Annotated in this window: 22 protein-coding genes; 4 read left to right on the top strand and 18 right to left on the bottom strand. The window is 71.6% G+C overall.

What is annotated here, in order from left to right; translation table 11 throughout:
• Positions 1-55 precede the first annotated feature (55 nt).
• Positions 56-3,184, top strand: coding sequence for an isoleucine--tRNA ligase (ileS, locus tag ACIOFR_RS02620; RefSeq protein WP_400991799.1), 3,129 nt, complete (start codon positions 56-58; stop codon positions 3,182-3,184).
• Between the two features lie 76 nt (positions 3,185-3,260).
• On the opposite strand, the gene ACIOFR_RS02615 is transcribed toward ileS, so the two are convergent.
• The 13 genes from ACIOFR_RS02615 to ACIOFR_RS02555 all read right to left on the bottom strand — a co-directional run bounded on the left by ACIOFR_RS02615 (position 3,261) and on the right by ACIOFR_RS02555 (position 15,516).
• Positions 3,261-4,034, bottom strand: coding sequence for a dienelactone hydrolase family protein (locus ACIOFR_RS02615; RefSeq protein ID WP_400991797.1), 774 nt, complete (start codon positions 4,032-4,034; stop codon positions 3,261-3,263).
• 94 nt (positions 4,035-4,128) lie between these two features.
• Positions 4,129-4,449 carry a DUF4873 domain-containing protein gene (locus ACIOFR_RS02610; RefSeq protein ID WP_400991796.1) on the bottom strand — a complete coding sequence of 107 codons (321 nt, stop codon included), beginning with the start codon at positions 4,447-4,449 and terminating at the stop codon, positions 4,129-4,131.
• 121 nt (positions 4,450-4,570) lie between these two features.
• On the bottom strand, positions 4,571-5,482 hold the full coding sequence (locus tag ACIOFR_RS02605; protein ID WP_400991795.1) for a diiron oxygenase: 912 nt from the start codon (positions 5,480-5,482) through the stop codon (positions 4,571-4,573).
• A gap of 24 nt (positions 5,483-5,506) precedes the next feature.
• Positions 5,507-6,325, bottom strand: coding sequence for a ThiF family adenylyltransferase (locus ACIOFR_RS02600; protein WP_400991794.1), 819 nt, complete (start codon positions 6,323-6,325; stop codon positions 5,507-5,509).
• Positions 6,322-7,296, bottom strand: a complete 975-nt coding sequence (locus ACIOFR_RS02595) for a hypothetical protein (protein WP_400991792.1) — start codon at positions 7,294-7,296, stop codon at positions 6,322-6,324. Before ACIOFR_RS02595 ends, ACIOFR_RS02600 begins: the two co-directional genes overlap by 4 nt.
• Positions 7,297-7,349: 53 nt before the next feature.
• Complete coding sequence (locus ACIOFR_RS02590) at positions 7,350-8,606, bottom strand: acyl-CoA dehydrogenase family protein (RefSeq protein ID WP_400991790.1); 1,257 nt, start codon at positions 8,604-8,606, stop codon at positions 7,350-7,352.
• Positions 8,607-8,670: 64 nt separating this feature from the next.
• The gene (locus ACIOFR_RS02585; RefSeq protein WP_400991789.1) at positions 8,671-9,057 is read right to left on the bottom strand and encodes an SCP2 sterol-binding domain-containing protein; all 387 of its coding nucleotides are present in this window, start codon (positions 9,055-9,057) and stop codon (positions 8,671-8,673) included.
• 64 nt (positions 9,058-9,121) lie between these two features.
• Positions 9,122-10,771: a GMC family oxidoreductase gene (locus ACIOFR_RS02580; RefSeq protein WP_400991788.1), complete on the bottom strand. Its 1,650-nt coding sequence runs from the start codon at positions 10,769-10,771 to the stop codon at positions 9,122-9,124.
• Positions 10,768-11,457 (bottom strand): SGNH/GDSL hydrolase family protein, encoded by a 690-nt coding sequence (locus ACIOFR_RS02575; RefSeq protein ID WP_400991787.1) that lies wholly within the window; start codon positions 11,455-11,457, stop codon positions 10,768-10,770. Before ACIOFR_RS02575 ends, ACIOFR_RS02580 begins: the two co-directional genes overlap by 4 nt.
• Before the next feature lie 120 nt (positions 11,458-11,577).
• The gene (locus ACIOFR_RS02570) at positions 11,578-11,838 is read right to left on the bottom strand and encodes a phosphopantetheine-binding protein (protein WP_400991786.1); all 261 of its coding nucleotides are present in this window, start codon (positions 11,836-11,838) and stop codon (positions 11,578-11,580) included.
• A gap of 69 nt (positions 11,839-11,907) precedes the next feature.
• A complete protein-coding gene (locus tag ACIOFR_RS02565; RefSeq protein WP_400991785.1) occupies positions 11,908-12,912 on the bottom strand; it encodes a ribonucleotide-diphosphate reductase subunit beta in 1,005 nt (334 codons plus the stop codon).
• 185 nt (positions 12,913-13,097) lie between these two features.
• Positions 13,098-14,768: an AMP-binding protein gene (locus tag ACIOFR_RS02560; RefSeq protein ID WP_400991784.1), complete on the bottom strand. Its 1,671-nt coding sequence runs from the start codon at positions 14,766-14,768 to the stop codon at positions 13,098-13,100.
• A 301-nt stretch (positions 14,769-15,069) separates the two neighbouring features.
• Positions 15,070-15,516, bottom strand: coding sequence for a MarR family winged helix-turn-helix transcriptional regulator (locus tag ACIOFR_RS02555; RefSeq protein ID WP_400992132.1), 447 nt, complete (start codon positions 15,514-15,516; stop codon positions 15,070-15,072).
• Between the two features lie 237 nt (positions 15,517-15,753).
• Here ACIOFR_RS02555 and ACIOFR_RS02550 point away from each other — a divergent pair, with 237 nt between their 5' ends.
• The 3 genes from ACIOFR_RS02550 (at position 15,754) to ACIOFR_RS02540 (ending at position 17,891) form a co-directional block, all read left to right on the top strand.
• Positions 15,754-17,223 (top strand): DHA2 family efflux MFS transporter permease subunit, encoded by a 1,470-nt coding sequence (locus ACIOFR_RS02550; RefSeq protein WP_400991782.1) that lies wholly within the window; start codon positions 15,754-15,756, stop codon positions 17,221-17,223.
• Positions 17,224-17,349: 126 nt separating this feature from the next.
• Positions 17,350-17,670, top strand: coding sequence for a transposase (locus ACIOFR_RS02545; RefSeq protein WP_400991781.1), 321 nt, complete (start codon positions 17,350-17,352; stop codon positions 17,668-17,670).
• Entirely contained in the window at positions 17,667-17,891 is a 225-nt protein-coding gene (locus ACIOFR_RS02540) for a hypothetical protein (protein ID WP_400991779.1), read from the top strand. Before ACIOFR_RS02545 ends, ACIOFR_RS02540 begins: the two co-directional genes overlap by 4 nt.
• 103 nt (positions 17,892-17,994) lie before the next feature.
• On the opposite strand, the gene ACIOFR_RS02535 is transcribed toward ACIOFR_RS02540, so the two are convergent.
• The 5 genes from ACIOFR_RS02535 to ftsZ all read right to left on the bottom strand — a co-directional run bounded on the left by ACIOFR_RS02535 (position 17,995) and on the right by ftsZ (position 22,875).
• The gene (locus ACIOFR_RS02535; protein ID WP_400991778.1) at positions 17,995-19,335 is read right to left on the bottom strand and encodes a DivIVA domain-containing protein; all 1,341 of its coding nucleotides are present in this window, start codon (positions 19,333-19,335) and stop codon (positions 17,995-17,997) included.
• A 49-nt stretch (positions 19,336-19,384) separates the two neighbouring features.
• Entirely contained in the window at positions 19,385-19,675 is a 291-nt protein-coding gene (locus ACIOFR_RS02530; protein WP_363637618.1) for a YggT family protein, read from the bottom strand.
• Positions 19,676-19,751: 76 nt separating this feature from the next.
• Positions 19,752-20,360, bottom strand: a complete 609-nt coding sequence (locus ACIOFR_RS02525) for a cell division protein SepF (protein WP_400991777.1) — start codon at positions 20,358-20,360, stop codon at positions 19,752-19,754.
• Between the two features lie 210 nt (positions 20,361-20,570).
• On the bottom strand, positions 20,571-21,359 hold the full coding sequence (locus tag ACIOFR_RS02520; RefSeq protein ID WP_400991776.1) for a YggS family pyridoxal phosphate-dependent enzyme: 789 nt from the start codon (positions 21,357-21,359) through the stop codon (positions 20,571-20,573).
• 307 nt (positions 21,360-21,666) lie between these two features.
• On the bottom strand, positions 21,667-22,875 hold the full coding sequence (ftsZ, locus tag ACIOFR_RS02515; protein ID WP_400991774.1) for a cell division protein FtsZ: 1,209 nt from the start codon (positions 22,873-22,875) through the stop codon (positions 21,667-21,669).
• Positions 22,876-22,878: the final 3 nt, after the last annotated feature.

Here is a 22,878-nt window from a genome sequence, read left to right as displayed (position 1 = left end):
TCTCGTCCCTCCGTCGGAAGCCAGTCCACGCATCCGCCGGAGGTAGACGCCCCCCATGGCCAGCTACAACGCCGTCCCCCCGCAGGTCGACCTGCCCGCGCTCGAACACCAGATCCTCAGCTTCTGGCAGGACCAGAAGGTGTTCCGGCGCAGCCTGGAGCAGTCCGAGGGCCGCCCGGAGTGGGTCTTCTACGAGGGCCCGCCGACCGCCAACGGCATGCCCGGCGCCCACCACATCGAGGCCCGGGTCTTCAAGGACGTCTTCCCGCGCTTCCGGACGATGAAGGGCTACCACGTCGCCCGCAAGGCCGGCTGGGACTGCCACGGCCTGCCGGTCGAGCTGGCCGTCGAGAAGGAGCTCGGCTTCTCCGGCAAGCAGGACATCGAGGCGTACGGCATCGCCGAGTTCAACGCCCGGTGCCGCGACTCGGTCACCCGCCACACCGACGAGTTCGCCAAGCTCACCGAGCGGATGGGCTACTGGGTCGACCTCGACGAGGCGTACCGGACGATGGACCCGGAGTACATCCAGTCCGTCTGGTGGTCGCTGAAGCAGATCTTCGACAAGGGCCTGCTGGTGCAGGACCACCGGGTCGCCCCCTGGTGCCCGCGCTGCGGCACCGGTCTGTCCGACCACGAGCTCGCGCAGGGGTACGAGACCGTCGTCGACCCGTCGGTGTTCGTCCGCTTCCCGCTGACGTCCGGCCCGCTGGCCGGCGAGGCCGCGCTGCTGGTCTGGACGACCACCCCGTGGACCCTGGTGTCCAACACCGCCGCCGCCGTGCACCCGGACGTCACCTACGTGGTGGCCACCGACGGCACCGAGCGGCTGGTCGTCGCCGAGCCGCTGGTCGGCAAGGCGCTCGGCGAGGGCTGGGAGACCACCGGGCAGTCGTTCACCGGCGCCGAGATGGAGCGCTGGGCGTACACCCGGCCGTTCGACCTGGTCGAGATCGAGAACGCGCACTACGTGCTGACCGCCGAGTACGTCACCACCGAGGACGGCACCGGCATCGTCCACCAGTCCCCGGCGTTCGGCGCGGACGACCTCGCGACCTGCCGCAGGTACGGCCTGCCCGTGGTCAACCCGGTCGAGGCCGACGGCACCTTCGCCGCGGACGTCCCGCTGGTCGGCGGCGTCTTCTTCAAGAAGGCCGACGAGACCCTGGTCGCCGACCTCGCGGCGCGCGGCCTGCTCTTCCGCCACCTGCCGTACGAGCACAGCTACCCGCACTGCTGGCGCTGCCACACCGCGCTGCTCTACTACGCGCAGCCGTCCTGGTACATCCGCACCACCGCCGTCAAGGACGCCCTGATCCGGGAGAACGAGGCGACCAACTGGTTCCCCGAGAACGTCAAGCACGGCCGCTTCGGCGACTGGCTGAACAACAACATCGACTGGGCGCTCTCCCGCAACCGCTACTGGGGCACCCCGCTGCCGATCTGGCGCTGCGAGGAGGGCCACCTGTCCTGCGTCGGCTCGCTGGCCGAGCTCTCCGAGCTCACCGGCGCCGACCAGAGCGAACTGGACCCGCACCGCCCGTACATCGACGACGTCACCTTCGCCTGCCGCGAGTGCTCCGGCACCGCCGTGCGGGTGCCCGAGGTGATCGACGCCTGGTACGACTCGGGCTCGATGCCGTTCGCCCAGTACGGGTACCCGTACCGGAACAAGGAGCTGTTCGAGAAGCGCTACCCGGCGCAGTTCATCTCCGAGGCGATCGACCAGACCCGCGGCTGGTTCTACACCCTGATGGCGGTCGGCACCCTGGTGTTCGACCGGAACAGCTACGAGAACGTCGTCTGCCTGGGCCACATCCTGGCCGAGGACGGCCGCAAGATGTCCAAGCACCTGGGCAACATCCTGCAGCCGATCCCGCTGATGGACCAGCACGGCGCCGACGCGGTGCGCTGGTTCATGGCGGCCGGCGGCTCGCCGTGGTCGGCCCGCCGGGTCGGCCACGGGACGATCCAGGAGGTCGTCCGCAAGACCCTGCTCACCTACTGGAACACCGTCGCCTTCCAGGCGCTGTACGCCCGCACCGCCGACTGGTCGCCGTCCGCCTCCGACCCGCGCCCGGCCGACCGCCCGCAGCTGGACCGCTGGGTGCTCTCCGAGCTGAACACCCTGGTCCGCGAGGTGGACGCGGCGCTGGAGGCGTACGACACCCAGCGGGCCGGCAAGCTGCTCTCCGGCTTCGTCGACGACCTGTCCAACTGGTACGTGCGGCGCGGGCGCCGGCGCTTCTGGCAGGGCGACGCCGCCGCGCTGGCGACCCTGCACGAGGCGCTGGAGACCGTCACCCGGCTGATGGCCCCGCTGACCCCGTTCATCACCGAGCGGGTCTGGCAGGACCTGGTCGTCCCGGTCGCCCCGCAGGCGCCGGTCTCGGTGCACCTGTCGACCTGGCCGGTCGCCGACGAGAGCCTGATCGACACCGAGCTGTCCCGGAACATGGCGCTCGTCCGCCGGCTGGTCGAGCTCGGCCGGGCCACCCGCGCCGAGTCCGGCGTGAAGACCCGCCAGCCGCTCTCCCGGGCGCTGGTCGCCGCCCAGGGCTGGGAGGAGCTGCCGGCCGACCTGCGCGCGCAGATCGCCGAGGAGCTCAACGTCGCCGCCCTGGAGTCGCTGGCCGAGGTGGGCGGCTCGCTGGTGGACACCACCGCCAAGGCCAACTTCCGCGCCCTCGGCAAGCGTTTCGGCAAGGGCGTCCAGGACGTCGCCAAGGCCGTCGCCGCGGCGGACGCGGCCGCGCTCGCGGCCGGTCTGCGCGCCACCGGCGAGGCGGGCGTCGAGGTGAACGGCGAGACCGTCGCCCTCACCCCGGACGAGGTGATCATCACCGAGACCCCGCGCGAGGGCTGGGCGGTGGCCAACGAGTCCGGTGCCACCGTCGCCCTCGACCTGGCCATCACCCCGGAGCTCAAGCGGCTCGGTGTCGCCCGCGACGCCATCCGCCAGATCCAGGAGGCCCGGAAGAACTCCGGCCTGGACGTGGCGGACCGGATCGTGCTCCGCTGGCAGGCCACCGACGAGGAGACCGCCGCGGCCGTCACCGAGCACGGCGGCCTGGTCGCCGAGGAGGTCCTCGCGGTCGACTTCGCGGCCGGCCCGGCCGACTGGGAGTCGGCCACCTTCGCCGACGAGTCCCTCGGCCTGGCCTTCCAGCTGCGCAAGGCCTGACCCACGCCCGGTGGCCGCCCCTCCCCGCAGGTCGGGGGTGGGCGGCCACCGGCACGTCCGGGGTACGTCCGCCCCGTCAGCCGACGGGCCCGGCCACCCGGTCGACGAAGGCCAGCACCCGCCGCCAGGAGTCCACCGAATCGGCCGTGAACTCCTTCTGCTTGACGTCGAAGAAGCTGTGCGGCGCGCCCTCGTAGGTGACCACCTCGTGGTCCACCCCGGCCGCCGCCAGCGCCTCCTCGAACTCCTTGACGTGCTGCGCGGGGATGCCCGGGTCGTCGCCCGCCATCAGCGCCAGCACCGGCGCTCCCAGGTCGGCCGCCCGGCCGGTCGGGCCCGGGGCGCCGTCCGGCCCGGGGGCCGGCCAGCAGTAGTAGCCGATGGTGCCGGCCAGCTCGCGGTCGCGGATCGAGGCCAGCACGGCCAGCCGGCCGCCGATGCAGAACCCGATGGTCACCACCGCACGGCAGTTGCCGCCCTCCGGCGAGCGCAGGTGCGCGATCGCCGCGGTCAGGTCCTCGTGCAGCTGGCGCGGGGTCAGCCGGCGCATGTGCTCCTGGTACGGGAAGTCCTCGGCCCGCTCGCCGACGCCCGCGGTGCGGCCGTAGTAGTCCACCACCAGCGCGGTGTGGCCGTTCTCGGCGAAGCGCAGGCCGAGCTCCCGGTAGAAGCCGTACAGGCCCCGGACGTCCGGCAGGACCACCACGCCCACACCGCTCGGGGTCTCACCGGCCGCACGGAAGGCCGCGAACTCGGTGCCGTCGGCGGATCGCAGGGCGATCACCTCGGCCTCGGCGACGGCGCCGGGGCCGTGCTCGACGGGCGGCGCGGAGTCAGGGTCGAAACACATCGGGGCTCCAGAGTCTGTCTGTTCGGTCCTACCGGGGCGACGGCGGGCCCGGGCTGAGGGGGTTCGGGCCGCGGCCCGGCGGACGGACGTGCCGTCAGTCCGGCGGCGCCGACTCGTCCACCTCCAGCGGCACCGGGAACGGCGGACGCCCGACGCCCTCGATCCGGTAGCGCTGCCACAGGTCGGGATCGCCCAGCGTGCCGGCCGCGTCGCCGTGCGGGGTGCGCAGCACGGCGTCCAGCCGTCCCGCGCCGACCAGCCCGGCGAGCTCGGAGTCGGCCTGCACCCGCCCGTACCAGCGGTAGCGGCCGTCCAGCGGCTGGAAGTACCCGGCCAGGGTGACCCGCACCGGAAGGCTCAGCCCGGCGGCCTCGATGAAGGCCGCTCCGGTGTACCCGTCGTCGTCATGGTCCATCGTATGCAGGGTAGTTGATGAGGCGTCAGGCACGTGGGCAACACCCGGTCCCATTCCCGGTCCCTTCCTGGGGGCGGTCCGCCGGGGGGCCGTGCGGCCCCCCGGCGGGTCGGTACGACGGTCAGGAGATCCAGCCCGCGTCACGCCAGACCTTCTCCGAGGAGCCGCCGATCAGGCCGATCTTCTGGTAGTACGCGGCGATCCGCTCGGCGCCGTACGCGGCGTTCTCCTTGTTGAACGGGCTCGCCTTGGCCTGCGCGACGGCCACCTTCGGGTCCAGCCCGGCCCGCTCGTACACCAGCGGGTTGGCCCGCTCCTCGCGGATGCTCTTGACCGTGTTGGCCAGGAACTTGCGCAGCAGGTCGAGCTTGAACTTGGACAGGGTCGGGACGAAGCGCTCCAGCTCGGTCCGGGCGAAGCTGATGTGCCGCGCCTCCTCGACCACGTGGATCCGGGCGACGCTGCGCACCACCGGCTGGATGGTCTCGTCGTTGGACTGCTCCCGCTGGAAGCGGTCGAAGAACTCCTCGGTCAGCAGGATCAGGGCCCACAGCGCCGAGACCGGTGCGAAGGTCTTGAGCACCAGGCCGTTCTTGAGGGTCTTCGGCGGGGTCGGGTAGATCTCGCTGCCGATCTTCTCGACCAGCTTGGCGAACATGATCATGTGCCGGACCTCGTCCGCCACCTCGGTCAGCGCGAACTGCACCTGCGGGGTGGAGACGTCCCGCTTGTAGACGTAGCGCGAGACCAGGTGCAGCAGGATGTGCTCGGTCCACACGCCGACCGCCACCGAGGAGGCCAGCTCCTCACGGCTGACCAGCATCTTCTGCTCCAGGGTGAGCGAGTCCCAGAGCTCGGTGCCGTAGAGCGAGCAGCGCTTCTCGGCGAGGAACCACTTCCCCTCCTCCAGCGGCGCGTCCCAGTCGATGTCGATCAGCGGGTCGTAGGAGTGCTTGGCCGAGGCGATCAGCAGCTGCGCGGCCTTCTTGGTCTGCCGCGCGGTCGGGTCGGCCTTGTCGATCAGGTCGGTCATCGGTGCTCCTTGTGGGGGTGGAGGTCAGCTGTCGGCAACGAGCGCGTGGACATCGACGGTCAGCTCCGCACGGACCGGCACACCGGCCAGCACCGCGACCGTGTAGCGGGCGGCGAGGACGCCGAACAGGTGCGAGGTGTAGACGAGTTGGGGCACGCTGTAGTCGGGGTCGGACCGGTGCGCCCGGATGTCCTCGACCAGGTCCAGCGGGACGAGCTCGCGCGGGATGATCCGCAGCAGCAGGTCCCAGACCTCCTCGGTCTCCAGCTGCCCGGCGGTCACCCGGCCGGCCAGCGGGGTCGGGTCCTGCCGGTAGTCGTAGTACCGGATGAACTGGGTGCCGGACATGTCGTACCCGGAGACCACCGGGACCCCGCGGCGGGCGGCCTCCGCGTGCAGCTGGAACTTGGCCCGCCAGCCGCCGATCGTGGTGACGTCGACGCCGTCGACGACCACGTCCACGCCGTCCAGCAGGGCGGTGACGTTCTCCTCCTGGACGCCGTCGGTGTGCACCTCCACCCGGGCGTGCGGGTTGACCGACCGGGCCAGCTCGGCCGACACCTCGGCCTTGTTGCGGCCGAGGTCCGACAGCCGGGCGTGCTGGCGGTTCAGGTTGTTGAGCTCGTACTCACCCGGCTCGGCCAGGACGAAGTCGCGCACACCCAGCCGGACCAGCGGCTCGACCGCCGCTCCCCCGGTGGATCCGCAGCCGGCCACCAGCACCCGGGCCTTGCCCAGCGCCAGCTGCGCCGACTCCGGGATCAGCCCCCGGTTGCGGGTGGTGAGTTCGGCGTAGAAGTCGTCCGCGGTGAGAGCTTCGGCGCTCGTCGGGGTGTCGGTCATATCGTGACCCTCCTCAGCTGCCCGCCCACCTGGCCGACCATCGACCGGAAGCCGAGCAACAGGTCCTCGTGGGCCAGCGCACACTGCAACTGGCCGATCAGTTCGTCGAGTTCGCCGCCCCGGGGAGCCCTGGCCGCGAAGGCCTTGACCACCTCGCGCTGGGTGTAGAGCGGGAACATCAGGTCGTCGGCCGGCAGCGAGGGCACGGTCCCCTCCAGGACGGTGATCTCCCGGAGGCTGCGCAGCGTCCGCTGGATCGCCACGCCCTCCTCGCCGTCGCCGACCAGCACCTTCACGCCCGGCCGGATCCGGCCCAGCGCGGTGTAGAAGCCGAGCATCAACTCCAGGGTGACCCTCAGCCGGGTGGCGCCGTTGTCGCCGCCCTGCGGTCCGCGGTGCACCAGCCGCTTCACCTCCCAGACCTCGGAGGTGGTCACCTCCTCCTCGAAGGCGACGTGGTCGAAGAGGTTGATCCGGTGCGCCCGCTCGCACGGGAACGGCGTCCGGTCCGGGTCCCGCAGGTCGGCCGGGTCTCCCTCCGGGGCACCGACCAGCGAGACGTAGCGCAGGATCGCCCCGGTGCGCTCGTCCATGGCCAGGACGTGCACCTCCTCGGCCCGGTGGCCGCCGTGCGGTTCGGAGAACAGCGCCCGTCTGAAGGCCAGGCTCTCGTCGGCGAACCGCAGTCTCAGGTACTGCGCCAGCCGGAAGCCGTAGATGCCGATCAGGTACCGCTCGGGGATCCCGCGGTGCCGGGCGGCCAGGACGACCAGGCCGTCCGGCCGCCGGGCGAGGTAGAGCAGGTCGTCCGGGCTGATGCTGGCGGCGAGGCCGCGCAGGTTCATCCGGTCGTGCAGGGCCATCACGTCGGAGACGAACCGGTTCTGCCGGTCCTCCGTCCCGGTGCCGATGCCCGCGGCTGCGGACGGGGAGGCCGTGGCGACGCCTGGGGCGACAGCCGTGTCGGTCATGGGTCTGGCTCCTTCCTCCGGGCCGTCGGGCACCGGATCACACAGGTCGACGGTCAGACTCGGTGCCCGTAGAGGGCGTTGGTGATCGCGATCGCCAGCACCTCGGGGGTGCCCTCGTAGATCCGGGCGCCGAAGGACTCGCGGACGAACTTCTCCACGTCGTAGTCACGGCAGTAGCCGCGGGCGCCGAGGATCGACATCGACTCCTCCGCCACCTCGATGGCGATCCGGTCGGCGTAGAGCTTGGCGGCGGCCGGGCCGTACGTGGGAGCCGGCAGCATGTTGTCGGCCTGGTAGGCGGCCTGGAGGTAGAGCAGGCGGGAGGCGTCGATCTTGGCGGCCATCTCGGCCAGCTTCCGGGCGGTGAACTGGTGCTGGTACAGCGGCAGTCCGCCCTGCACCCGCTCGCCGGCGAAGCGGTGCGCGATCTCGAAGGCGCCACGGGCGACGCCCACCGAGATCGCCGCCACGGTCGAACGGGCCTGGTTGGACTGCATGGTCAGGAAGCCCCAGCCGCCGCCCTCGCCGAAGGCGATGTTCTCGGCCGGCACCCGGACGTCCTCGAACAGCAGGGTGGTGCCCAGGCAGGCGCGGTAGCCCATCTTGTCGGCGACCGGCCCGCGGGTGACGCCCTCGCTGTCCAGCGGGACGATGAAGGCGGTCAGGCCGTCCGCACCGGGGTGGCCCTCCAGGTTGGCGAAGACGGTCGCCCACTCCGCCACCTTGCCGTTGGTGATGAACCGCTTGATGCCGTTGAGCACGTAGGCGTCGCCGTCCCGGCGGGCGGTCATCACGTCCGCGGCGAGCGGGGAGTTGTCCGGGATCAGCAGGTCGCAGCCGGCCACCTCCTCGGTGATCGCGTTGCACGCCAGCACCGGCTCGTCGCCGAGGAACTGCGGCAGGAAGCGGGCCTGGAGGTGCGGGTCGCCGGAGGCCAGCACGCTGGTCTGGCCGAGCATCGAGGCACCGAAGATCAGCGCGGTGGAGGCGCAGACGGCGGCCAGCTCCTCCAGCGCCACGGCCACCCCGAGGGTGCCGACCCCGCGGCCGCCGATCTCCTTGGGCAGGGTCAGGCGCAGCAGGCCGATCTCGTGGCCCTTGCGGACGATCTCCCAGTCGAACTCGTCGTGCGGCGCCAGGTCGTTGGCCAGCCGGCGCGGCTTGACCACGGTCTGGGCGAACTCCCGCACTTCGTCGCGCAGCTGCTCGACGTCGGGCGGCAGCTGGAAGAGCGAGGGGATGGCGGCGGCGTTCATCGCGCCGAGGTCGGAGAGGGTCGCCGGATTCTTGAGCTCAACAACGGTGGTCACGTGCGGGTACTCGCAATCGTCTAGAGGGCCTGGTCGGCCGGGGAACGGAGGCGGCGGCGGGTGCTCAGGCGGAGCGGCGGGTCGCCACCTCGGCGTACTTGGCGCCCACCTTCGGCAGGACGTCGGCCAGCTGGCGCAGCCGGGCGACCGGGCCCTTCACGGTCAGCAGCCGGGCGGCGGCGGCCCGCGGCAGCGACAGCCGGCCGGTGAGCAGCTGGTGCAGGGTGTCGGCGGTCAGCTCGAAGCGCAGCGTCGGGGCCTCGCCGCTGTCGCCGTACGCGACGCCGTCCGCGGAGAGCTGGACGACGGCGCCGGGGTCGCGCTGCACGAAGCGGATGGACAGCTGGCGCTCCTTGAGCGTGGCGATGAGCTCGCTGTCGTCCACGAGGGCGGCCAACGTCTCCTCGATCAGGGTGGTGCCACGGACGTCGGCGGAGGTGCTGGTGGTCATCTTCGGTGGCCTTCCGGGTACGGCGGAACGGAACGACGGGACACAGGGGCGGCGGGCCGGTCGCTCAGGACCGGCCGGCCAGGGCCGCGCGGCGCTCGCGCGCGGCGGGCAGGGCGGGCAGGCCGCGGATCAGGTCGGCGGCCCGTTCGGCGAGCATCACGGTGGGCGCGTGGGTGTGGCCCCGGGGTACCACCGGCATCACACCGGCATCGACGACCCGTAGGCCGGTGGTACCCCGCACCCGGAACTCCGGGTCGACCACGGACTCCTCGTCCGCGCCCATCCGGCAACTGCCCACCGGGTGGTAGAGGGTTTCGGCGTGCTCGCGGACCAGGTCCGCGAGGCCGCGGTCGGACGCCGCGGTCAGGCCGGGGATCAGCGGTTCGCCGACGACGTGCGCCAGTTCGGGCCGGGCGAGCAGCCGGCAGGCCTCCCTGACCCCGGCCACCGTGGTGGCGAGGTCGCGGCCGGCCGGGTCGGCCAGGAAGCCCGGGTCGATCAGCGGGGCGTCGGCCGGGTCGGCGGTGCGCAGCCGCACGCTGCCGCGGCCGTGCGGCTGCAGCAGCACCACGCCCAGGGTGACCCCGTGGGCCGGTTCGCCGCGGCCGCTGTCCAGGAACGGCACCAGCATCCAGACCAGTTCGATGTCCGGGCCGGGCAGTCCCGCCTCGGTGCTCAGGAACACCAGGGCCTCCGCCAGGTTGGAGCTGAGCCGGCCGCGGCGGTGCCGGAAGTACTCCAGCACGTCCTCGCCCTGCTCGCCCACCCCGGGCGACACCTCCTGCCGGGCCGCCATCGCGAGCGGCACGTAGAGGTGGTCGCTGAGGTTGCGGCCGACGCCGGGCAGGTCCACCTCGACCGGCAGGCCGAGCGGGCGCAGCTGGGCGGGGTCCCCGATGCCGGAGAGCATCAGCAGCTGGGGGCTGCCGACCGCGCCGGCGCTGAGGATCACCTCGCGTTCGGCGCGGATCTGCCGGACGCCGTCCGGGTGGTCCAGCTCGACGCCGACGGCCCGTCCGTCCTCCAGCAGGACCCGGCGGACCAGGCCGCCGGTGAGCACGGTCAGGTTGGGCCGGCGCTGCGCGGGGCGCAGGTAGGCGTCGGCGGCGCTCCAGCGGCGGCCGTTGTGCTGGGTGACCCGGACGGGGCCGGCGCCCTCGCGGGCGCTGGACTCGGCGTCGCCGAGCTCCGGGTGGCCCGCGGCGGCGCAGGCCGCGAGGAAGGCCTCGGTGGCCGGGCTGAGGTCGCGCAGGTCGTCGATCCGGATCGGGCCCGCGGTGCCGTAGCCGTCCGGTCCGGTCGGGCCGCTGCGGCCCTCCGCCCGGCGGAAGTACGGCAGCACCCGGGAGTACTCCCAGCCGGTGCAGCCAGCGGCGGCCCAGCCGTCGAAGTCGGCCTGGTGTCCCCTGGTCCAGATCTGGGCGTTGATGGAGGAGGAGCCGCCGAGGGTCTTGCCGCGCGGGAAGAAGATCCGGCGGCCGTTCAGCCCCGGCTGCGGGGTGGTGTGGAAGGACCAGTCGAAGTCGGAGCCGAAGAGCTTGGGGAAGGCGGCCGGGATGCTGATCTCGGCGGCCCGGTCGGGCCCGCCGGCCTCGATCAGTAGCACCCGGCTGCCGTCCTCGCTCAGCCGGTCGGCGAGCACGCAGCCCGCCGAACCGGCGCCGACGATCACGTAGTCGGCGCTGTCCGACGCCGGGGTGGCGGAGCCGGTCATGCCGACCGTCCGGGCGCCGTGGCGGGAGTGGCGGTGGACAGGTTGCGGATGATCTCGCCGGCGAGCACGGCGTGCCCCTCCATGGAGAAGTGGATGCCGTCGGCGCTCATCAGGGTCGGCGAGGTCCGCACCGGGTGCTCCCACATGTCCACCAGGGTCGCCCCGTGCCGCTCGGCGACGGCGCGGATGCGGCCGTTGAGCCGGTCGACCAGGGCGCGGAACTCGGCGAAGTCCGGGAAGGCCTCGAAGATGTCGGCGACGGTGAAGGCGAAGACGTGGGCTCCCCGGGCGGTGAGCGCCGCGTAGATCTCCTCCAGGTCGGCCTCGACGGCGTCGAGGTCGGGGTTGGGGCCGAACAGGTCGTTGCCGCCGGTGGCGACGTTGACCAGGTCCGGCCCGAACTCCAGGACCTTCGCGAGCTGGGTCTCCCTGACCTGACGGGTGCGCAGTCCGACCTCGCCGGTGTTCAGGTAGGCCAGGTCCGGCACGTTGCCCCGCAGCGCCTGGGCGACGCGTTCCGGCCAGGAGATGTCCGCGTAGCCCGGGCAGGGCCCGCCGACCCCTGCCGCGAAGCTGTCCCCCATCACCGCGAACCGCTTCCAGGGGGTGCCCGAGAGCAGGTCGACGGCGGCCTCGTCACTGAGGCAGTACGGGTCAACGGTCTCCGTCGAGCGGTCGTTCGTCATGTCGTCTCACCCTTCTCGTCCGGTCTCGTCCGGTCTTGTCGGCTGGTCCGGTCCCTCGTCCGGTCCGGTCCTTCGCCTGGGGTCGTCCTGGGCGCCGGGGACGCGCGTCGGCCCGGTCGGTCAGACCGCGTCGGCGGTGTTCGCCAGGGCCTTCTCCACCAGGCCCTCGACGTCGCCGACGGTGGTGATGTCGGCGGCCTCGCCCTGGCCCATGGCGGTCAGCGAGAAGGTCGACTCCAGCTGGAGCGAGAGCTCGATGACGGCGAGCGAGTCGTAGCCGAGGTCCTCGACCAGCCGGTCGGTGGACTTGGCCTCGCGGGCGCCGAGCGGGCTCATCTCGCCGACGAGCCGGCGGACCTGGTCTGCAACGGTGTCACTCATGGAAGTGCTCGCTTTCGTTTCCGGTCTGGGGTGTGGTCTGGGGTGTCGTCGGGGGTGCGGCGGGCGCGGTCAGGCCCGGGCGGCCGCGGCGCGGATCGGGTGCGGCGCGTCCCAGCGCGCCTGGTAGGCGTCCAGCGCCTTGTCGATGCCGGCGCTCCAGGCCTGGTCGACCCGCTCGACGAGCTCCGGCAGGCCGATGATCCGCAGCTGCTTCAGCAGCCGCTCGCGGCCGATGTCGACCGAGCCCTGGAGCTGGGCGGCCCGGCTGGCCAGGGCGGCCGGGATGGCCGGCGACGGGTTGTGCCGGGCCGGGCCGATCAGCACCCAGGCGGCCATGTCGACGGCCTCGAAGTGGGAGTCGGTGATGATCTCCCGGTAGCCGTTGTTGACGCCGTCGGTGGCCGCCCGGAGCCCGAAGGAGACGTGCCGGGACTCGTCCCGGGTGACGTTGGTCAGCCCCTCCTCCAGGGCGGCCAGCCGCAGCCGCTTGGCGAGGAACCGGGTGGTGCGCAGCGCGGTCGCGGCCAGCACGCCCTCGGTGATCAGGTGGTAGTAGACCAGGGCGCGGTACCAGGCCTCGGGCGAGCCGTCGACGCGCACCTCGGAGGTGACCCGGGTGAGCTCGGGGGCGAAGACGGTGGCGTAGTCCGCGGCCGCCTCCAGTTCCCGGCCCTCCTGCTCGTGCAGCGGCACGCCGCAGGCGTCCTCGATGTAGGTCTGGAAGAACCGCACGTGGCGGGCCTCGTCGGCCATCTGGGTGCAGAGGTAGATCCGGTCGTCCTCGGTCTGGGGGTGGTCGGTCAGCGACCCCAGGGTCTGTGTCACGCAGACCTCGCCGACCTCCAACTCGGCGAGCGAGCCGAGCAGTTGTTCCTGGGAGAACGGGCGCAGCGCCTGCCAGCCGGCTGCGTCACGGCGCGGGTTGACCTCCGCGACGCTCCACTGCTGGCGCTCCCATCGGCGGTACAGGTCGGCCGAGGTGGCGAGGCGGCCGACCTTCTCGGCGGGCTCCTCGACGGCTTCGTCGGTGATGTCCGGGACGAATCCGGCATCGACAAGAGTAGGAACGGACATGGTGGCCTTCCCGATCAGGTGTGTGGGACGTCAGGGACGTACGACCCCCGGGGCCGTGCCGCGGCCGGGGCGGGGGTGACGGGCTCGGCGGGAGGGCCGAGCGAGAGGGCCGGGTGAAGGGGCCGGTGAAAGCGCTCTCAGTGGAGGACAGGGGGAGGCGAACCCCCGGAGTGGACGGCGCGGGCTCAGACCGCCGGGGCGGCCGTGGCGAGTTCGCCGTGCAGCACGTCCCCGCCCACCTCGCCGTCCTGGAACTGGCGCCAGATCAGGCGTCGGCGCGGCTTGCCGCTGGAGGTCCGCGGGATGCCTCCGCGCTGCACCCGCACCACGGTGACCTCGACGGACCCGTCGAGCACCGAGCGCAGCACTCCCAGCGCGGGGGCCAGCCACTGGTCCCCGGCCGCCTCGACCAGCAGTACCGCACGGTGCGCCTGCTCGCTGCCGCCGAGGGCCACCGCGCAGCGGCCCACCGGGACCCCGGGCACGGCCGTCAGGCCGGCCTCGACGTCCTCGGCGTGCACCCGCCGGCCGCGGATCTTCAGGCTGTCCCCGACCCGGCCGACCACGTAGAGCTCACCGTCGAGCAGGAAGCCCGAGTCGCCGGTGTGCAGCCCGTCCGGGGTGAAGTTCGAGGAGGCGCCCTCCTGGAGGGACCGGTAGCCGAGGGCCACCGAGGTGCCGCGCACCCGGATCTCCCCGAAGGTCCCGTCCGGCAGGGCGGCGCCCTCCTCGTCGACCACGTCGACGATCGCGCCCGGGACCGCCGCACCGCAGGAGGTCAGCCACGCGGGGCCGTCCTCGGGCAGCGGGTCGCCGAGGGTGCCCTGTTCGATGACCCGGACCGGCTCGCCGGTCCGCAGCCCGCCGGTGAGCCGGATGGCCCGCGCCCCGGTGCCCGGACGGACGCCGGTGACCGCGAGGGTCGACTCCGCCAGACCGTAGCAGGGCGCGAACGCCTCGGGCCGGAAGCCGTGCGGGCCGAGCAGCGCCGCGAAGTCCGAGGCGGCCTTCGGAACGATGCGCTCCGCACCGTTCATCGCCACCCGCCACCTGGAGAAATCCATGCCGGCGAGGTCGTCCGGACGGACCCGCCGGGCGGCGTAGGCGTAGCCAAAGTTGGGTGCCGTGGTGACGGTCACACCGTTCGAACCATGGGCCTCGATCCACCGAAGTGGCGACCGGATGAATTCCAGGGGTGTCATGAGCCACAGATCGATCTGCGCCACGACGGAACCGAGGAATGTACCGACGAGCCCCATGTCGTGATACATCGGGAGCCAGGACGAGCAGGAATCCTCCGGCGTGATTCCGAGCCATCCGTGAATTGCCCGGACATTTCCCGCGAGATTCTCCGGGGACACCTGGACGCCCTTCGGCGTGCCACTCGATCCGGAGGTGAACTGGAGCAGCGCGACGTCCGGCTCCGGCCGGCGCACCAGCGGCGCCTCGGGCAGCTCGGCCACGTCGCCGAGCACCACGGTACGGCCCCGGCCGGACAGCGCGACCGCCTGGCGGGCGACCTCGGCCAGCTCCGCGTCGGCCAGCAGCAACGCCGATCCCGCGGTCCGGACGATGTCCGCCACATGGCTCGAGTAGTTGCCAACTCCCTGGAATGTTACGGGTGATGCAATCGGCGAGGGCGTCAGCCCCGCCAGCATGGTGCCCAGGAAGGCCGGGACGAAGTCCTCGACCTCGGAGAGCAGCAGGGACACCACGTCTCCCGGCCGGGCGCCCTGCCCGACGAGAAACGCCGCCACCCGGCCGGCCTGCCCGGCCAGCTCCGCGTAGGAGCGGAACTCCCAGCCTCGCTCGTTCCGGAAGAAGTGTATTCCCCGGTCGACGGACGCATTGTCCATCCAGTCAAGAATGCGCATCAAACCCCCCGACTAGCCATCGGATCCGCAATGCACGTTTATCGGGATAATCGCCGGGAAGATCTTCGTTAATCCTCCACCGACCTACCCAAATGCGTTATCGAACGCCTGCCCCAAATCTAGTAGGCACCAAACTGTCGAGTCAACGACAAACTATTGTGACCCGCATGCTTGGCCCTTGGGGCAGATGCGTGACCTGCGGACGCGCAACCGCCGCCGGACCGATTTGGCCCAGCGGCGGCAACGACAAAGTTTGGCACTCAGACCTGCGAAGGGGCTCCCGTCAGGCCTCCCCGGCGGCTGCCACGTGCGCCAACCAGGCTCGGGCGGCGCTCTTCTGACTGTCCGTCAGACCCTGTTCCATCAGTCCCTCCCGGGCCCGGACGGCCGGCCGCGCCTCGGCCAGCCGCTTGCGTCCGCCCTCCGCAAGGAAGACCTGATGGGTGCGCCCGTTCGTCGGATGCCGTCTGCGCTCGACGAGGTCGTCGCGCTCCATCCCGGCCACCATCTCGGTCACCGACTGACGGGTCGACACCAGCACCCTGGCCAAGTCCGAGAGCGAGACGCCCGGTTGCTCCTCCAGCACGAGCAGCGTCGCGTACTGGGGCACCGAGAGCCGGCACTCGACCAGGGCCTCCTCGACCGACGACCGCATGCTGAACCATGCCTGCCGGATCAGGAAGCTCAGGCAAAGCTGTACCTCTTCGGACCCGGATCCAGCGTTTCCCATGGCCACCTCACCGCCAAGCCTGATTGACAGGAACCTTACGTTCCTGGCAGTCTTTCAATCGTCAGGACCCTGCCTATCCTACCTGGCCGAGGCCGTCCCGCCTCGCCCCGGGTGGAACCCGTCCTTCCGCGCCCCACTGCGCGCCGACCCCGGGCGGGGTCCGCGATCTAGCTCTGTACGTGCCAATTCCCGTCCCCGGCAGGGTTCTACCCTGCCCATTGGAAGGTGAGTTCCGCAATGTCGGACACTTCACAGCAGACGGGAGGCCAGCCCCAGGTCAACCCCGGGCTGGTTCTTCTGCTCTGCTCAGGCGCTACCTTCATGGCCTTCCTGGATCTGTCGGTGGTCAACATCGCCTTCCCGGAGATCATCAAGGCCTTCCCCGAGACCACGATGGCCAATCTGACCTGGGTGGTCAGCGGCTACGCGGTGATGTTCGCCGCCCTGCTCACGCCGGCCGGCCGGCTGGCCGACACGGTCGGCCGGGCCAAGGTCTTCCTCGGCTCGCTGGTCGGCTTCACCCTTGCCTCGCTGCTCTGTGGTGCCGCCCCGAGTGCGAACTGGCTGATCATCGGCCGCTTCCTGCAGGGCGCGATGGCCGCCGGCATGATCCCGGCCGCACTCGGCCTGATCATGGCGGCGACCCCGCTGCCGCAGCTGATGAAGGCGATCGGCGCCTGGTCGGCGGCGGCCGGCTTCTCCGCGGTGATCGGCCCGGTCATCGGCGGCCTGCTGGTCGACCACTTCAGCTGGCGCTCGGTCTTCTACATCAACGGCCCGATCGGTCTGATCCTGCTGGTCGCCGGCCTGCGCGCGCTGCCCCGGCACCTGCCGCCGGCCGGCAGCAAGCTGCCCGACCCGGTCGGCACGGTGGCCTTCGCCGTGGGCGTCGCCTTCGTGGTCGCCGCACTGACCGAGGGCGACAGCTGGGGCTGGGCCGACGCCCGCACCCTCGGCCTGCTGATCTGCGGTCTCGCGCTCGGCCTGGTCGCGCTGCTGCGCTCGCAGAAGCACGAGGCCCCGGCCATCGACACCGGCCTGTGGAAGAGCCGGCGCTTCGCCCGGACCAACCTGGTGGCCTCGATCTTCGGCGTCTCGATGTTCGCCTGGCTGCTGGCCGGTCCGCTCTGGGCCACCCAGATCTGGGGCTGGAGCATCATGCAGGCGGCCGGCGCGCTCAGCGTGGGCGCCGTGGCGTCGATGATCACCTCGACCGTCGCCGGCCGGATCAGCGACGGCAGCAAGCACAGGGTGCTGGTCGTCCTCGGCCTGCTGATGTTCGCCGCGTGCACCGCCATGCAGGCCAGCGCGCTGTTCGGCACCGAGCCGCGGTTCTGGTCGGCCTGGGTGCCGTCCGGCATCCTCGGCGGCGGTGGCCTCGGCTTCGCGGCCACCGCGCTCTCCTCGATCGCGGCCACCTCGCTGCCGCCGGTCCGGTTCGCCGCCGGCGTGGGCATGAACCTGACCTCCCGTCAGGTCGGCGGCGCGATCGGCACCGCCGGTCTGGCCGCGATCATGGCCTCCTACGCCAAGCCCGGCGTGGACGCCTTTCACGCCGTGTACATCGCGTGCACCGTGGTCAGCGTCGTCGCCGCACTGGTCGCCCTGACCCTGCCCGACCCGGCGCCGGCCCCCGCGCAGGCGCAGCCCCAGCCGCAGTCCGCCGGATCCGAGTCCCCCAGCACCGCCGGTGCGGCAGGCGCCTGACGTACCGCCGAGAAGTGCGCATCCGGGCCCGTTCGACCACCCTCGACGGGCCCGGTGCACTTCCCGCGGTACCCGGGCGCCTGGGACGAGGACGACTTGGAGCAACCTGGACCAGGAGGGACGAGCATGGCACGTCCACCCGCACTACCGGTGGAGGACAAGCTCCACATCGTACTGAGCATCCTGGCCGGAGAGTCGACGATCGCTGCGGCGGCCCGCAAGCACGGACTCTCCGAGCAGACCATCGGCAACTGGAAGAAGCAGTTCATCCAGGGGGGCCGTGAAGGACTGAGCGGTACGGCACGGACCGAACGCGCCTCGGCGCGGGAGACCGCGCTCAAGGCCGAGATCGACAACCTGAGGGCGGCCCTGGACGAGGTCCGCGTCCAGCTTCGGGTCTGGATGAACAGCGAAGAGCAAGCTTTCCCTTCCAGGACCTTGAGATGATTCGCACCGATGCGGAGATGCCGGTCTCAAGGTTCTGTCTGTTGATCGGCATCCCGCGCCGCACGTACAACAGGAAACTCGCGCTGGTCCGCACCGGCCACGCGGTCCAGCAGCTCACCTGCCACCTGCCGGCCCTGCGCGCGGGGCGACGCCCCGCCGCCGGGGCCGGCCACGGCACCCGGATCGCGGAGGGCCCGGCCTGTCGCCGGACCGCCGGTTGACGGACCACCCGCGGTACCACGAAGGGCGCCCCCGCCCGTGACCGGAGTCACGGTGGGGGCGCCCTTCGTGGTACCGCGCCCGGCGCAATCGGCCGGACAGGGCCTAGTTGTCGCCGTCCTCGTCGATGAGGAAGCCGCGCATCGGGGCCGGAGCCTGCTGCATCGGCTGCGGAGGCTGCGGACGGACCGCGGCCATCGGCTGGGTCATGCCCGCGGGAGCCATCTGCGGAGCACCGTTGCCGACACCCGACTGACCGCCGAAGGAGGGCTGCCCGTTGCCGCCGCCGAAGGAGTTCTGCCCGCCGAAGGACTGGCCGTTGCCACCGAACGACGGCTGGCCGCCGAAGCTCGGGGTGGCGCTGCTCATCGAGGAGGCACCGGTCTGCGACATCGACGACGCGGCCGGCGGCAGCGACGCGGTGGCGGGGATCCGCGGCGGAGCGAGCGAGTCGTCGGCCTGCGACTCCAGCTGGCGCAGCTGGGTCTCCAGGTACGACTTCAGGCGGGTGCGGTACTCGCGCTCGAAGGCACGCAGGTCCTCGACCTTGCGCTCCAGCGTCGCGCGGGCGGACTCCAGGGAGCCCATCGCCACCCGGTGCTTCTCCTGCGCGTCCCGCTCCAGGGCGTCGGCCTTGGCGCGGGCGTCCCGCTCCAGACCCTCGGCGCGGCTGCGGGCCTCGCCGACGATCTTGTTGGCCTCGGACCGGGCCTCGGAGATCGCCTGGTCGGCGGTCTGCTGGGCCAGGGCGAGCACGCGGGCCGCGCTGTCGCCGCCGGGGCCCTGCTGCTGCTGCATCGGGCCGCCCATCGGGCCGCCGAGCTGCTGGCCCATCGGGCCGCCCATCGGCTGCAGCTGCTGGCCGCCCATCTGCTGGCCCATCTGCTGCTGGCCGCCCATGGTCTGGCCCATCTGCTGCTGCATGGGGTTGCCCATCGGCTGCAGCATCTGGCCGCCCATCGGCTGCACCAGCTGCTGCTGGCCGCCCATGGTCTGGCCCATCTGCGGCTGCCCCATCGGCTGGCCGAGCTGCGGCTGACCCATCTGCTGCTGCATCGGGCCGCCCTGACCGGCCGGAAGCTGCGGGGCACCGGAGGGCAGGCCGAGCGGCTGGTTGCCCATCTGCTGCTGCGGGCCGCCCATCTGCTGCGGACCGGGGCCCTGCTGCTGGCCGGGCACCGGCGGGCCGGATATGGCAGCGGGTACCGGGGCGCCCGGTCGGGCGTCCTGCGGGGGCTGCTCCTTGCGCATATTGGCCTGGTTCTGCGCGGCGGCACGAGTCGCTGCCGCCAGCTTGGCGCGCAGGTCCTCGTTCTCGCGCAGCAGACGCGTCAGCTCGGCTTCGACCTCGTCGAGGAAGGCATCGACCTCGTCCTCGTCATAGCCTTCGCGCAGGCGGACGGTCGTGAACTGCTTGTTCCGAACGTCCTCGGGGGTCAATGGCATCTCTTCACCTCAACGTGATCGTCGGCAATCCGGAATCCTGTCGCTTCGCTCACACCGACAGGGACCGCACGAGCGAGATCAGGACATACACAATGATCATCAGAACGAAGAAGGACAGGTCGAGCGCCACGCCCCCGAGACGCAACGGCGGGATGAATCGCCGAAGAAGCTTGAGTGGCGGATCCGTGACAGTGTACGTGGCCTCCAGGACCAGGACCATGGCCTTGCCCGGACGCCACGATCGGGCGAACTGGAAGACCCAATCCATCACCAGCCGGAGGAGCAGGATCAGCAGGAAGACGGTCAGCGCCCAGTAGAGCACCGCGCCGACGATCCCCATCTCGTCTCCCTCTCCCCTGCCAGCATTCCGTCAGTCACGCACTGTCGCTCGATCCACACGTGAAGTCGTGGCCGGGTCAGCTCTGGTTGAAGAACCCACCCTCGGCGATCCGAGCCTTGTCCTCCGCCGTGACGTCGACGTTAGCAGGAGACAGCAGGAACACCTTCTGGGTCACGCGCTCGATACTGCCGTGCAGACCGAAGACGAGTCCAGCCGCGAAGTCTACGAGTCGCTTGGCGTCCGTGTCGTCCATCTCGGTCAAATTCATGATCACAGGGGTCCCGCCGCGGAACTGTTCCCCGATGGTACGGGCCTCGTTGTAGGTTCGAGGGTGCAGTGTGGTGATGCGGTAGGGCTCTCGTTCGTTCACTACCTTGGGCATGATCACCGGGGCGCTCTTCTCCACGTTGTGGCGACGGTCGGGTGTGATGGACGACACGGGCGCCATCCGCGGCGCCTCCTGCCGGATCGGCACGGCGGCCGGCACCGGCTGGGGAGCGATGTGGGCGACCGGCGCCGGGGCGGGCTGGGTGGCGGCCGCGGACCTCAGGTCCTCCGTCCGCCCGGTCCGGATCGGCTCGGGGTCCGCGTCGTAGTCGTCGTCGGGGTCGTACCCCTGGCCGTCGTACGTCTCGTCCTCCACGAGGCCGAGGTAGACCGCCATCTTGCGCATTGCGCCGGCCATGCTCCTGTCTCCTCCGCTCTGTGGTGGATCGGCTCCGACTACGGTCTTCGTCTCGGATTCCGCCGCCCACCCACCGGCCGTCGGGCCGACGGCGCGTCAGGCCGTGAGGGGAGGGGGTGCGGAGGTGCGATCCACGGTTCGCTAGCGCTCTGGAAAGCTGCTAGGTTCTGTCCTATTTTGTCCTGCAGTCTGATCTACTACCCGGTGACGTTACCCGAGCGGTGACCGCGCTCCGAGTACCGCAGTACCGACGCGCACATGTGTCGCTCCGGCTGCCACGGCCTGCTCCAGATCCCCGCTCATCCCTGCCGAAACCATCGTGGCAGCCGGATGGGTCGCGCGTACGGCGCTTGCGATTTCCGCCAACCGCCCGAAGGCGCCGGCCGGATCACCGGCCAGCGGCCCCATCAGCGGAGCGACGGTCATCACACCGGCCAGGTGCAGCCCGGGCGTGTCGGCGATCAGGTCGGCGAGCGCCGGCACGTCCGCCGGCGCCACCCCGGCCCGGTGCTCCCCCTCGCCGGCCTCCTTGTCGAGGGCGACCTGCACCAGGCAGCCCAGCGGGGCACGTTCGGCCTTCAGCACCGCGGCGCCGAGCGACTCCACCAGCCGGGGCCGGTCCACCGAGTGCACCAGATCCGCGTACCGGACCACCGAACGGACCTTGTTGGTCTGCAGCTGGCCGACGAAGTGCCAGGTCAGCGGCAGGTTCACGCAGGTCTCCGCCTTGGGGGCGGCGTCCTGGTCGCGGTTCTCCGCGACCTCGGCGACCCCGAGGGCGGCCAGCAGCGCGGTGTCCTCGGCGGGGTAGGTCTTGGTGACCACGACCAGGGTCACCTCCGAGCGGGGCCGGCCGGCCGCCGCACAGGCGTCGGCGATCCGGCGCTCGACCACCTCCAGGTTGGTGCCGAGCTCCTCGTACCGGGCGCGCTGCCGCTCCGTCAGACCCGCGAGGAACGCCGCGCTTCCCGGGAACGGTCCGTAGATGTCGTTCGTCATGAGAATTCAGGACCCAACCAGACGTGGCTCGCGAGCCGGCCGGCCGGCTGCTCGCGACGGTAGGAGAAGTGATCGACCGGCTCAGGAATGCAGACAGATGATCGCACCAATTCGGTGATCATGTGTTGGTCCGACACCGTCGCCACACTGGCGGACCCGACGGGTGTCCGGTGCGCCGACGCCGCCGGCCCGCCCGGGCCGGGCCCCGGCCCCCCCACACACCACGGTGCCCACCCCGCTCCCACCGGGTGGCGGGGGCGCGGTGAGCACCGTGACGAAGTGTCGGCCCGAGCACTCCGGGCTTTGCCTACTTGAGGAAGTCGGGCACGTCCAGCTCCTCGGCCGGACTCTCGACGTACGGCTGCCGGACGGGCTGCACCTGCGGCGGCACCGGCGGGGCGGTCGTGGTGGCGGGGGCCGGCGCCTCGGTGCGGGCGGCCTCCTCCGGACGGGCCGTCACCGAGCCGATCGTCCCGTAGGACGGGCGGGTGGCCGGGCGCTCGGGGGTGCTCGCCGGGGCGGCGGTCGAGCCGGACTTCACCACCGGCTCACGGACGATCGCCGGCGGCTGCCCGCCGTCGAAGCCGGCCGCGATCACGGTGACCCGGACCTCGTCGCCGAGCGCGTCGTCGATCACGGCGCCGAAGATGATGTTCGCCTCGGGGTGTGCCGCCTCGCTGACCAGCTGGGCCGCCTCGTTGATCTCGAACAGGCCGAGGTCGGAGCCGCCCGAGATGGAGAGCAGCACGCCGCGGGCGCCGTCGATGGACGCCTCCAGCAGCGGCGAGGAGATCGCCATCACGGCCGCGGCCTTGGCGCGGTCCTCGCCGCGGGCCGAGCCGATGCCCATCAGCGCCGAGCCCGCGTCGGACATGACCGACTTGACGTCGGCGAAGTCCAGGTTGATCAGGCCCGGGGTGGTGATCAGGTCGGTGATGCCCTGGACGCCCGAGAGCAGCACCTGGTCGGCGGAGCGGAACGCGTCCAGCACGCTGACCTGGCGGTCCGAGATGGACAGCAGCCGGTCGTTGGGGATCACGATGAGGGTGTCGACCTGCTCGCGCAGCGAGGCGATGCCGTCCTCGGCCTGGTTGGCCCGGCGGCGGCCCTCGAAGGTGAAGGGGCGGGTGACCACGCCGATGGTCAGCGCGCCGAGCGAGCGGGCGATGTTGGCCACGACGGGCGCGCCGCCGGTGCCGGTGCCGCCGCCCTCGCCGGCGGTCACGAAGACCATGTCGGCCCCCTTGAGGACCTCCTCGATCTCCTCGCGGTGGTCCTCGGCGGCCTTGCGGCCGACGTCGGGGTTGGCGCCGGCGCCGAGGCCCCGGGTGAGTTCACGGCCCACATCGAGTTTCACGTCGGCGTCACTCATGAGGAGGGCCTGCGCATCGGTGTTGATCGCGATGAACTCGACGCCCTTGAGCCCGACCTCGATCATCCGGTTGATGGCGTTGACGCCACCGCCGCCGATTCCGACAACCTTGATGACCGCGAGGTAGTTCTGGGGTGCTGCCACGTC

Origin of the sequence: Kitasatospora sp. NPDC088346 (genome assembly GCF_044740765.1) — a bacterium.
Taxonomy (GTDB): Bacteria; Actinomycetota; Actinomycetes; order Streptomycetales; family Streptomycetaceae; genus Kitasatospora.
Note: the sequence above shows the minus strand (reverse complement) of the source record. Positions and strands in the feature narration are given on the sequence as shown.